Origin of the sequence: Saccharopolyspora sp. NPDC002686 (assembly GCF_040295745.1) — a bacterium.
Taxonomy (GTDB): Bacteria; Actinomycetota; Actinomycetes; order Mycobacteriales; family Pseudonocardiaceae; genus Saccharopolyspora; species Saccharopolyspora oryzae.
Window position 1 is genome coordinate 1 of the sequence record NZ_JBEOVY010000275.1, and the last position, 10,743, is coordinate 10,743.

Annotated in this window: 12 protein-coding genes; 6 read left to right on the forward strand and 6 right to left on the reverse strand. The window is 69.8% G+C overall.

The window, feature by feature from the left end; genetic code table 11:
• Positions 1–100: 100 nt before the first annotated feature.
• Genes ABTZ89_RS28570 through ABTZ89_RS28580 form a run of 3 tightly spaced genes read right to left on the reverse strand, consistent with a single transcriptional unit; the run spans position 101 to position 2,608 of the window.
• Positions 101–406, reverse strand: a complete 306-nt coding sequence (locus ABTZ89_RS28570) for an alpha/beta fold hydrolase family protein (protein ID WP_351050361.1) — start codon at positions 404–406, stop codon at positions 101–103.
• Positions 407–438: 32 nt separating this feature from the next.
• Positions 439–1,170 (reverse strand): GntR family transcriptional regulator, encoded by a 732-nt coding sequence (locus ABTZ89_RS28575; RefSeq protein WP_351050363.1) that lies wholly within the window; start codon positions 1,168–1,170, stop codon positions 439–441.
• A 10-nt stretch (positions 1,171–1,180) separates the two neighbouring features.
• Positions 1,181–2,608, reverse strand: a complete 1,428-nt coding sequence (locus tag ABTZ89_RS28580) for an MFS transporter (RefSeq protein WP_351050366.1) — start codon at positions 2,606–2,608, stop codon at positions 1,181–1,183.
• 119 nt (positions 2,609–2,727) lie between these two features.
• Here ABTZ89_RS28580 and ABTZ89_RS28585 point away from each other — a divergent pair, with 119 nt between their 5' ends.
• Entirely contained in the window at positions 2,728–4,137 is a 1,410-nt protein-coding gene (locus ABTZ89_RS28585) for a sulfatase-like hydrolase/transferase (protein ID WP_351050368.1), read from the forward strand.
• A 58-nt stretch (positions 4,138–4,195) separates the two neighbouring features.
• Positions 4,196–4,768 (forward strand): hypothetical protein, encoded by a 573-nt coding sequence (locus tag ABTZ89_RS28590; protein WP_351050371.1) that lies wholly within the window; start codon positions 4,196–4,198, stop codon positions 4,766–4,768.
• Positions 4,769–4,773: 5 nt separating this feature from the next.
• Here the strand turns inward: ABTZ89_RS28590 and ABTZ89_RS28595 are convergent, their stop codons facing one another.
• Entirely contained in the window at positions 4,774–6,372 is a 1,599-nt protein-coding gene (locus ABTZ89_RS28595) for a BCCT family transporter (RefSeq protein ID WP_351050374.1), read from the reverse strand.
• Positions 6,373–6,456: 84 nt separating this feature from the next.
• On the reverse strand, positions 6,457–7,215 hold the full coding sequence (locus tag ABTZ89_RS28600; RefSeq protein WP_270947842.1) for an IclR family transcriptional regulator: 759 nt from the start codon (positions 7,213–7,215) through the stop codon (positions 6,457–6,459).
• A 69-nt stretch (positions 7,216–7,284) separates the two neighbouring features.
• Between ABTZ89_RS28600 and ABTZ89_RS28605 the strand changes: the two genes are divergently transcribed.
• The 3 genes from ABTZ89_RS28605 to dmpG are packed head-to-tail and all read left to right on the forward strand — an operon-like array spanning position 7,285 to position 10,048.
• Positions 7,285–8,079 (forward strand): 2-keto-4-pentenoate hydratase, encoded by a 795-nt coding sequence (locus ABTZ89_RS28605; RefSeq protein WP_351050379.1) that lies wholly within the window; start codon positions 7,285–7,287, stop codon positions 8,077–8,079.
• Between the two features lie 11 nt (positions 8,080–8,090).
• Positions 8,091–9,029, forward strand: coding sequence for an acetaldehyde dehydrogenase (acetylating) (locus ABTZ89_RS28610; RefSeq protein ID WP_351050382.1), 939 nt, complete (start codon positions 8,091–8,093; stop codon positions 9,027–9,029).
• Positions 9,026–10,048, forward strand: a complete 1,023-nt coding sequence (gene dmpG, locus ABTZ89_RS28615) for a 4-hydroxy-2-oxovalerate aldolase (protein ID WP_270947839.1) — start codon at positions 9,026–9,028, stop codon at positions 10,046–10,048. The genes ABTZ89_RS28610 and dmpG overlap by 4 nt, the downstream gene beginning before the upstream one ends.
• Before the next feature lie 37 nt (positions 10,049–10,085).
• Here dmpG and ABTZ89_RS28620 read toward each other — a convergent pair whose 3' ends face one another.
• Positions 10,086–10,514: a hypothetical protein gene (locus tag ABTZ89_RS28620; RefSeq protein ID WP_351050386.1), complete on the reverse strand. Its 429-nt coding sequence runs from the start codon at positions 10,512–10,514 to the stop codon at positions 10,086–10,088.
• A gap of 41 nt (positions 10,515–10,555) precedes the next feature.
• Between ABTZ89_RS28620 and ABTZ89_RS38990 the strand changes: the two genes are divergently transcribed.
• Positions 10,556–10,645 carry an alpha/beta fold hydrolase gene (locus tag ABTZ89_RS38990; RefSeq protein ID WP_502949607.1) on the forward strand — a complete coding sequence of 30 codons (90 nt, stop codon included), beginning with the start codon at positions 10,556–10,558 and terminating at the stop codon, positions 10,643–10,645.
• Positions 10,646–10,743 lie beyond the last annotated feature (98 nt).

Consider the following 10,743-nt stretch of genomic DNA (forward strand, 5'->3'; position numbering starts at 1 on the left):
TCCGATACCAAACCCCCCGGGCCAACCCCCCCCCCACATACCCTCACGGGGGGGGGGGGGCCCCCCCCCCCCCCCCCCCCCGAACCGCTTTCCGCGGTGGTCAGCGCGGAAACGCGTCTCGGATCGCCTGGATCACGGCGTCCGGGCGGAGCCAGGCGATGCCGGAGTGGCCGGCGTCGTCGACACGACGTACTTCGGCTTGGGGGAGTGCCGCAGCGATGTCGGTGTAGAGCCGATGCTTGGCTCGGCCGGATTCGGCTGCTGATTCGCAGGCTTCGGGTGGGACCAGTTCGTCGGCGAACGCGTCGGTGCCCATCGCGGATACGATGATCATCGGCAGGTCGGGATCAGGACCGGCGTCGCGGACCTCGTCGAACAGGCGCGGGAGGTTCCTCGGTTCCTGCAAGGACTGCTGGTACCCGACGCTGCTGAGCGGCTCTACCGCCGGATCGTTCGGTTGATGTTGAGCTTGATGACGTCGGTGCGGTAGTGCACCTCGGTGTGCAGGAGCACGTTTCCGCGTTCGGACAAGCAGGTCTGCGTCACGCACACGAGCGGGCGTCCGCGCTTCACCCCGAGCAGCCGGGCGGTGGTGGCGTCGGCTTCGACGGCGTCGAGATGTCCTTCCACCCGGCTCAGCGGCGCGCCCGCCGATCTGATCAGCGTGATCAGATCGGTGTCCACATCGGACAAGGGGTGCGGGTCGAATTCCGCGTCCCGGTAGTGCTTCCTGGCCCAATCGCGCATCAGCACGGCCGGTGTGCCGTCGACGGCGAAGACCCGCTCGATGCTCCACACCGGGGTGCCCGGTTCGATCTGGAGCGTCTCGGCGAGCTCGGCGTCGCAGCCGACCTCCTCGATGGCGACGTGCGGCAACGTCGCTTCGTGCCCGTAGCCGTGGATGATCTCCCGCACCGGGATGATCTCGGTGAGGCTGAGCGAAACCGGACCGGTGCGCTCGCGCACCACGGTGCCAACGCCCCAACGCCGCTCCACGAGCCCTTCGAGAGCCAGATCCCCCAACGCCTCGCGGAGGGTGTTGCGGCTGACCCCAATCCGTTGGGCGAGCTGACCTTCGGGCGGCAGGCGGTCGCCGGGGCGGTACTCCTCGCCGATCAGTTTGCGCAGTTCGGTGGCGGCCTGCGTCTTGAGCGTGCGAATCAGCGCCATCCGTTGCTCCTCAACTCGTCCTCACCGCATTCTCGCCCTCGACCACGCCCACGCCGTCGCGGGGGATGAGCAGCGACACGAGCAGTCCGGCCAGCACGAGCCCGGCGCACACCCACAGCGCCCCGGTGAAACCCGCGATGTTGCCGGTCTTGCCGCCGGAGATCTGGGAGATCACCGTCGAGGTGACCGCGGTGCCCAGCGAAGCGCCGATGCCGAACGCCGCGGTGTTCAGCCCGGTGAGCGAGCCGGGGGCGTCGGGTGGGGAGAGCAGCACGCCCAGCCCGTCCAGGGAGGTCAGCACCAGCCCCGTGTAGAAGCCGCCGAGCACGACGATGATCGCGAACACGACCACCGGGTTGCCGGCGAACAGCGGCAGCACGACCATCGCCACCGTGGTCGCGCCGAGTCCGCCGACGAGCAGTGCTCGCCAACCGACGCGGGGCGCCAGCCAGCCGGCGATCGGTGCGACGAGGAATCCCACCGTCGACACCGGCATGACGTAGAGCAGCGCGGACATCGTCGCGGACATCCCGAATCCGCCGTTCGCGGACTGGCTGAGCAGCGGGACCACGAATCCGGTGGCGCTGAAAGCGCCCGCGAGGACGAGGACGTTGGTCGCCAGCAGCGGCCACGACCGGCGAGAGGCGAGGCGGGAGGCGTCCATCAGCGGCTGCGGCTGGCGGCGTTCGACGATCGGGAACAACGCCAGGAACACCAGACCGCCGATCAGGAAGCCCAGCGTGCGGACGTCGCCCCAACCCCAGGTCCCGCCTTGCGAGAGCGCGGTCAGCACCCCGGTGAACCCGAGGCTGATGGTGATCGAGCCCGGCCAGTCCAACCGCTGCCGTTCGGCCGCGCGCGTCTCCGGGATCGCGAAGCGCGCGACGACTGCGGCGACGCAGGTGAAGGCGATCATGAACCAGAAGACTCCCCGGAAGCCGAGGAAATCGGCGATCGCGCCGCCCGCCACGGATTCGAACCCGCCGACGCCGCTCTTGATCGCCGCGATGATCGCCAGGGCTTTGCTGAACCCGCCCAGCGTCATGGTCTCCCGCAGGATCAGGAACGCGAAGGCGAAGACCGCGCCGCTGGATCCGCTGATCGCCCGCCCCGCGATGTAGACGGCGTCGCTCGTGGCGACTGCGCACAACGCCTCGCCGAGGATCATGACGCCGAGGACGGCCAGCAGGGCGCGGCGGCGTCCGACCCAGTCGCTCAGCCTCGTCACCACGACCGAGGCGATCGCCGAGACCAGGAAGAACAGCGTCTGCGCGAACCCGATCGCGGCGGTCGTGGTGCCCAATCCGGCGATGATCTGCGGGTTCGCGGGGGCGATCATCGTGTTGTTGAGCTGGTAGCTGCCGACCGCCAGAAGCAGCGCGACCACCAGCAGGACAGGGCGAACCCGCTGCGCAGCAGGTGCTTGAAGTGCGGGCATGACGACCATCCTCCGATACCGCGGGGGAGAGCAAGGAAAAGATTGGAGGTCCAGAGGTCCAACCTTTAAGGTGCTATTACGGGCCGTCGGCCCGGACTTGTCAAGGGAGGAAGTTGCGGATGCCGTCCAACGTTCTCGTCGTGTGCACGGACGACCACGCGCAGTGGGCAGCGGGCTGCTACGGCAACTCGGAGCTGCGAACGCCGACGCTCGACCACCTCGCGGCCACCGGCGTCCGGATGGACAACGCGTTCACCCCGTCACCGGTGTGCTCGCCGGCCCGGGCGTCGCTGTGGACCGGCCGCCTGCCCTCGCAGCACGGCGTGCACGACTACCTGGCGGAGAGCGATCCCGAGGTGATGGCGACTCCATGGCTGGAGTCGGAGCTGACCTTGGCCCGCGTGTTCCACGACGCCGGTTACGTGACGGGTCTGTCCGGCAAGTGGCACCTGGGGCGCCCCGACGTGCGCCCCGGAGGCTTCGACTACTGGTATTCCCACGGCGCACCGGTCCGCGTGCCGCAGGGGTACGAATCGCCCTGGCCGAAGTCGACGCCCGCGCCGGGTCGCTACAACCCGCATGCGATCACCGACCACGCCGTGGAGTTCCTCCGCAACCGGCAGGCGGAACAGCCGTTCTTCCTGTTCGTGGGATACCTCGCCACGCACAGCCCCTGGTCGGGCCACCCGGAACGCCTGGTGGAGCGCTACCGCCGCGGGACCTTCGCCGACATCCCGCAGGACGCGACCCACCCGTTCGGGAGGCTGCGGTCGGAAGCCATGTACACCAGCCGCAACGATCCGCGCGAGGCGCTGGCCCAGTACTACGCCTCGGTGAGCGAGGTCGACGAGCAGCTCGGGCGGCTGGTCGACGAGCTGGAGGCCCAGGGGCTGCGCGAGTCGACCCTGGTGGTGTACACGTCCGACCACGGTTTGAACGCCGGGCACCACGGCATCTGGGGCAAGGGCAACGGCACCGTCCCCTACAACGTGGTCGAGGAGTCGATCCGCGTTCCGCTGATCATCAACCACCCCGGCAACGTCCTGAGCGGACAGATCAGGAGGGAACCGGTGACCCACTGCGACACCTTCCTGAGCATCGTCGAGCACGCCGGTCTCACACCGCCGGCCGAACGCGACTACCCCGGCCGGTCGCACCGAGACCTGTGGCTCGGCAAAGCGGCGGGGGACTGGCCGGACGCCGTCTTCGCCGAGTACGGGGACCTGCGGATGATCCGCACATCGCGCCACAAGCTCGTCCGCCGCTACCCGGACGGGCCGGACGAACTGTTCGACCTGCGGGCGGATCCGCGGGAGACGGTCAACCGGATCTCCTGCCCGGAGCAGCGGCAGCTGGTCGAGGAGCTGACGAACCGCATCGAGGAGTACTTCGGCGAGCACGAGGACGCCGAACGCAGCGGCCTCCGGGTGCGGAGCTTGCCCCGGCACAACAAGGACGAATCCTGGCGAGACCCCGGCGAGCACGCGCTCACCGCGGACCCGACGTGGCTCGCGCTCCTCGACGACTGACCTGCGACCGGGAATCGCCGTTGTTGCGGAGCCTTGTGGGGGGTCCTAACCTGCGCCGATGGTGGTGCGGCGGTTGCAGGCGGTGGGGCTCGTGCTCGGGCCGGTCATCTTCGCTGCTTCGCCGTTCTTCTGGGTCGATGGGCATTACGGCGTGAACGGCGGGATGTTGATCGCGCTGTCCATGGTTCCCTGGGTTTACGGGTTGATCGGGCAGTACGAACGGTTGCGCGAACGGATTCCGCTGGTGGCCGGGATCTGGTTGTTGCTGCTGCTGATCGGGATGTTCGGCAGCATCGCGTTCGGGTTGCAGGGGTTCTTCGAAGGCGTATTCGGGTTGCACGACCAGGTGGCTTTGGCGCGGTTCGACGACTACCCGCCGCAGAGCCTTCTGGTGCTGTGGTTGCCGGGGCCGACCTTCCCGTTGTCCCTGCTGGTCTTCGGCGTTCTCCTGCTCTGGACCCGGATGTCGCCGTGGTGGGTGGCCGCGTTGATCTGCCTTGCGGCCGTTGCGTTTCCGCTCGGGCGGGTGCTCCGGCTGGAGTGGGTCGCCTACCTCGTCGACCTGCTGGTGATCATCCCGTTCGCCCACCTCGCTTGGAGCGCTTGGCACCGGACCGAGTCGAGGTCTTGACGACGTCAGCCGGTCTCGTCCCGGGGCTCTTCGTCGGCGAGCTTCGAGAGGACCTGCTCGGCTCGTCTTCGGCGGTGGATCAGTTCATCGCCGCGCAGGTCCTTGGTCAGCGACACGCACATCAGCACCATGACCAGCGCGAACGGCACGGAGGCGAGGAACGTCAGGTTCTGGATCCCCTCCAGGGCGTGGTCGCCGCCGGACATCAGCATGATCGCCGCGACGGATCCGGTGGCCACGCCCCAGAACACGATCATCCACTTCCGGGGTGAGATCGTGCCGCGCTGCGAGAACTTGCCCATCACCAGCGACGCCGAATCCGCGCCGGTGATGAAGAAGATCGCCACCAGGACGATGACCAGCACGGTGAGGGCAGTCGGGATCGGCAGCGCGCGGATGACGGTGAAGATCTGCACTTCCTCGCCGCCGGAACCGGCCACGTCGACGCCACCGCGCTGCAGGTCGATCGCGCTGCCGCCGAAGATCGCGAACCAGACCACGCTGACCGCGCTGGGCACCAGCAGCACCCCGCCGACGAACTGCCGGATCGTGCGGCCCCGGCTGATCCGGGCCAGGAACGTGCCGACGAACGGCGCCCAGGAGATCCACCACGCCCAGTAGAAGATCGTCCAGTGCGAGAGCCACTCGTCGAGAGCTGCGCTCCCGGTGGCCCCGGTGCGCGCTGCCATGCTCGCGAAGTCGCCGACGTAGTTGCCGATCGACGTCGGGATCAGGCTGAGGATGAACACCGTCGGACCGGTGACCAGCACGAACAGCGCCAGCAGCGCCGCGAGGACGACGTTGGTGCCGGACAGCCACTGGATTCCCCGGGAAACCCCGGAGACCGCGGAGGCGACGAAGCAGATCGTCAGCACGCCGATGATCACCACCAGCACCGGGATGCTGACGGCGGCGATCCAGCCCGCGCTGCGCATCCCGCTGCTGATCTGCAGCGTGCCGATGCCCAGCGAAGCCGCCGAACCGAACAGCGTCGCGAGCAGCGCGAGGACGTCGATGACCTTCCCCAGCGGCTTGACCCCGCGCCGCTGCCCGAGCAGGGGAGCGAACGCGGAACTGATCATCTGGCGCCGGCCCCGGCGGAAGGTGCCGTAGGCGATCGTCAACCCGACCACCGCGTAGATCGCCCACGGGTGCAGCGCCCAGTGGAACAGCGTCGTCGCGAACGACGTCCGCACCGCGGTGGCGGTCATCGGATCCACCGTTTCCGGTGGTGGCTGGACGTAGTGCGCGAGCGGTTCGGCGACGCCGAAGAACATGAGGCCGATCCCCATGCCCGCGATGAACATCATCGCGATCCACGACAGCGTGTGGAACTCCGGTTCCTCGTCGTCCCCGCCCAGCGGGATCGATCCGTAGCGGCTCAGCGCGAGCCACCCGACGAAGACCACGAACCCCGTCGCGGCCAGCGAGTACCCCCAGCCGATGTCGTCCACGGCCCACCGCAACCCGGCTTCGGCGAACGCGCCGAGCGTCGCCGGCGAGGCGATGCCCCACCCGAGGAAGAACAGGACCAGCAGCGCGGTGACGCCGAAGACGACGCGATCGGTCGACGCCCGGCCCGCGCCCGCCGGTAGTTCCCCCATGGCCGCACCTCGCCTTCCCCGCGCCCGCCCGGAGGATCCCACGCCACCCCACCCGCTGCTGATCGCGCAGGTCAGCGGCCGGTGCTACCGGAGCTGCTCCCGGCGGGCGATGGTGCTGCGCAGCGCCTCCGCGGTCGCCAGCACGGTGGCGGTCTGGGCTTCCGGGCGGAAGCGGCCGGTCGGTCCGGTCACGCTGATCGCGGCGACGGGTTCATCGCCCGTTCCGAAGACGGCAGCGGCCACGCACGCGATGCCCAGCGCGGATTCCTCGTGCTCGAACGCGACTCCGGTTTCGGCTGCCCGCACCAGCTGGTTGTGCAGGATGCCGGGGGCCACCACGGTGTGCGCGGTTCGCCGGACCATGGGCGCGGCCAGCACCTCGCGCTGCACCTCCGCGGGGGCGTGGGCGAGGAGGACCTTGCCGATCGCCGTGCAGTGCAACGGGTTTCGGCCGCCGGTCCGGGACGGGGCGTCGGCCTGGCGGTGCCCGCCGATCTTCGCGACGTACACGACGTCGTGGCCTTCGCGGACGCCGAGGTGCACCGTCTCGTGGGTGCGCTCGTACAGGTCCTGCAGGAACGGCATCGCGACCTCGAGCAGGCTGCGTTCGAGGGAGGCGAGCATGCCGAGTTCGAACAGCCCGCCGCTGAGCCGGTACCCGCCGTCGACGCGGTCGAGCAGCCGGTTCGCGACGAGATCGCGCGCGAGGCGGTGCACGGTCGCCTTGTGCAGGCCGGTCCGGCGGACCAGTTCGGCGAGGGCGAGCACGTGGTCCTCCGGCCGGTAGGCACGCAGGATCGTCACGGCCTTGCCGAGCACGGTGTCGAGGTCTGCGCCCGTCATCACCCGAGCGTATCGCTGAGCGAGACGAATGCCTGGTCGGGGCCGCGCCCGGTCTGGACAGTGGGCGCCATGAGCAGTCAGTCCACGACTTCCACCATCGCCGCCGCCGCTGACCGGCTCGCGTCCGCCGCTGCGACCGGCGTGCCCTGCGCGCCGGTGCGGGACCTGATCGGCCGTGACGACCTCGAGGCCGCGTACGCCGTGCAGCGCCGCCTGGCCGAGCTCCGGGAGGCGGCGGGGGCGACGGTGGTGGGCCGCAAGATCGGCCTGACCTCGGAAGCGGTCCAGCAGCAGCTCGGAGTCGACCAGCCGGACCTCGGTCTGCTGTTCGACGACATGCAGTACGGCGACGGGGAGGTCATCCCGGTCGCACGCCTGCTGCAGCCGAGGGTCGAGGCGGAGGTGGCGTTCGTGTTGGGCGCCGACCTGGTCGACGGTCCGCTCGACGCGGCTCAGGTCCGCGGTGCGATCGAGTACGCCGTGGCAGCGCTGGAGATCTGCGACAGCCGCATCGCGGCCTGGGACATCAGCTTCGGTGACACGGTGGCGGACAACGCCTCCGCGGGGCTGTACGTCCTCGGCACCCAGCGCCGCACGCTCGACGAGGTCGAGCCCGCGGAGGTCGTCATGGAGATGGCCGTCGACGGACACCAGGTGTCCACCGGCGTCGGCACCGCTTGCCTGGGCGACCCCGTCGCGGCGGTGGGCTGGCTGGCCCGGACGGCCCGCGACCTCGGCCAGCCGCTGCGAGCCGGGCAGGTCGTGCTCTCCGGCGCACTCGGCCCGATGAAACCTGTCGCGGCCGGCAACGCCGTCACCGCCACCCTGTCCGGGCTCGGCGCCGTGACCGCCCGTTTCCAGTGAGGAGTCGACGAATGACCAAGGTCGCGATCATCGGATCGGGCAACATCGGCACCGATCTCATGATCAAGGTGCTGCGCGGTTCGGAACGCCTCGAGATGGGCGCCCTGGTCGGCATCGACCCGGCGTCCGACGGGCTGGCGAGAGCGGCCCGGCTGGGCGTGCCCACCACCGCGGACGGTGTCGAGGGGCTCGTCGCGATGCCCGGCTTCGACGACATCGAGATCGTCTTCGACGCGACGTCCGCGAAGGCGCACGCGGCGAACAACGCCCGCCTGATGCCGCTGGGCAAGCGGATGATCGACCTGACACCGGCGGCCATCGGACCGTACGTCGTGCCCGCGGTCAACGCCGACGAGCACTTGGACGCGCCCAACGTGAACATGGTGACCTGCGGGGGCCAGGCCACGATCCCGGTGGTCGCGGCCGTCTCGCGGGTGGTGCCGGTGGCGTACGCGGAGATCGTCGCCTCGATCGCGTCGAAGTCGGCGGGTCCGGGCACCCGCGCCAACATCGACGAGTTCACCGAGACCACGTCCGAAGCGATCGTGTCGGTCGGTGGTGCGCGCCGCGGCAAGGCGATCATCGTGCTCAACCCCGCCGAGCCGCCGCTGATCATGCGGGACACGGTGTTCTGCCTGGTCTCCGCCCCGGATTCGGCGACGCACGAGGAGATCCGGCGGTCGGTCGAGAAGATGGCCGCCGACGTGGCGGCGTACGTGCCCGGCTACCGGCTCAAGCAGCAGGTGCAGATCACCGAGATCCCGGCCGAGCAGCCGGTCGGGACGCTGCTGGCGGACTCGTCGCGCCCCACCCACCAGGTCTCGGTGTTCCTCGAAGTCGAGGGCGCCGCGCACTACTTGCCCGCGTACGCGGGCAATCTCGACATCATGACCTCCGCCGGACTGCAGATCGCCGAGCGGATCGCCCAGCGGATCGGAGCCGCCCGATGAACCAGCGCAGCATCTTCGTCCAGGACGTGACCCTCCGGGACGGCATGCACGCGGTGCGGCACCGGATCGACCCGTCCGACGTCAAGCGCATCGTCGCCGCGCTCGACGCGGCCGGGGTCGGGGCGATCGAGGTCGCGCACGGCGACGGCCTGGCCGGCGGGTCGCTCAACTACGGTCCCGGCTCGCACACCGACTGGGCGTGGATCGAGGCCGCCGCCGAGGTGATCGAGCGCGCCCGCCTCACGACGTTGCTGCTGCCCGGTGTCGGCACGGTGCGCGAGCTGAAGCGGGCGCACGAACTCGGTGTGCGATCGGTCCGGGTCGCCACGCACTGCACCGAAGCCGACGTCGCCGCGCAGCACATCGCGACGGCGCGCGAAATCGGCATGGACGTCTCGGGATTCCTGATGATGAGCCACCTGGCGCCCGCCGACGAGTTGGCGGAGCAGGCCAAGCTGATGGAGTCCTACGGCGCGCACTGCGTCTACATCACCGACTCCGGCGGGCGGCTCACCATGGCCGGTGTGGCGGAGCGGATGCGCGCCTACCGGGACGTCCTCGACCCGGGCACCGAGATCGGCATCCACGCGCACGAGAACTTGTCGTTGTCGGTGGCCAATTCCGTCGTAGCGGTGGAGAACGGGGTGACGCGGGTCGATGCGTCCCTGGCCGGCCACGGTGCCGGTGCCGGGAACTGCCCGCTCGAGGCGTTCATCGCGGTCGCCGACATCTACGGGTGGGACCACGGGTGCGATCTGTTCGCCTTGCAGGACGCTGCGGACGACATCGTCCGCCCGCTGCAGGACAGACCGGTGCGGGTAGACCGCGAGACCCTGACGCTCGGCTACGCCGGGGTGTACTCGAGCTTCCTGCGCCACGCCGAAGCGGCATCGGCCCGCTACGGGATCGACGTCCGGACGCTCCTGCTCGAATCCGGGCGCAGGGGACTGGTCGGCGGGCAGGAGGACATGATCGTCGACATCGCCCTGACGCTCGCGGAGGAGCGCGAAAACGACTGACACCCACCGTACTTCGCGTACCTGAACGGGCGCGAGGCTAATCGGACTGCGCCCGGATGCTGCGGATCCGGGATTCGCCGAGGGCGGCCATCGCGTCGGCCAGCTGCGCCATGAGTTCGGCGATCGGCTTGCCGTCGTTCGACTGCAGCGACACGAAAGCGCCGTCGAACCCGGCCATTCCGAAGTGCGCGAGTTCGTCGGCGATGGCGGTCGCCACGTCGTCGCCCTCGACCGCGAACGACGAGCGGATCATCTGCTGCATCAGGTCGCGGCCTTCGCTGCGGACCTCGACGACCGTCCGCATCGCTTCGGCGGCTTCGGCCGCCTCGTTGCTCATCACCAGCACCAGCAGCAGGCGCAGGAAGTCCTCGTGGCTGACGAAGGCCTCGCCGGTCTTCTGCAGGTGCCACGTCAGCCGTTCGTGCGGAGAGCCGTCCGCGGGCGGGTTCTGGTGCGCGGCGCGCATCGCGTCGAAGAACTCCCGGGCGCGTCCCGAACTCGCGCCTGGTGCTGCTCAACCGCTGCGGCCACTGGGCGATGATCGAGCACCCCGACGAGTTCAACCGCCTGGTCGCGGACTTCATCGCCAACAACTGACCCGCCCCTCCACCGCCCGGTGACCGGACCCGGCGGCCGCGGCATGACCTGTTCGCCCGCCATCGCCGCCGACACCTGGCAGGAGGTCGAAGCATGAT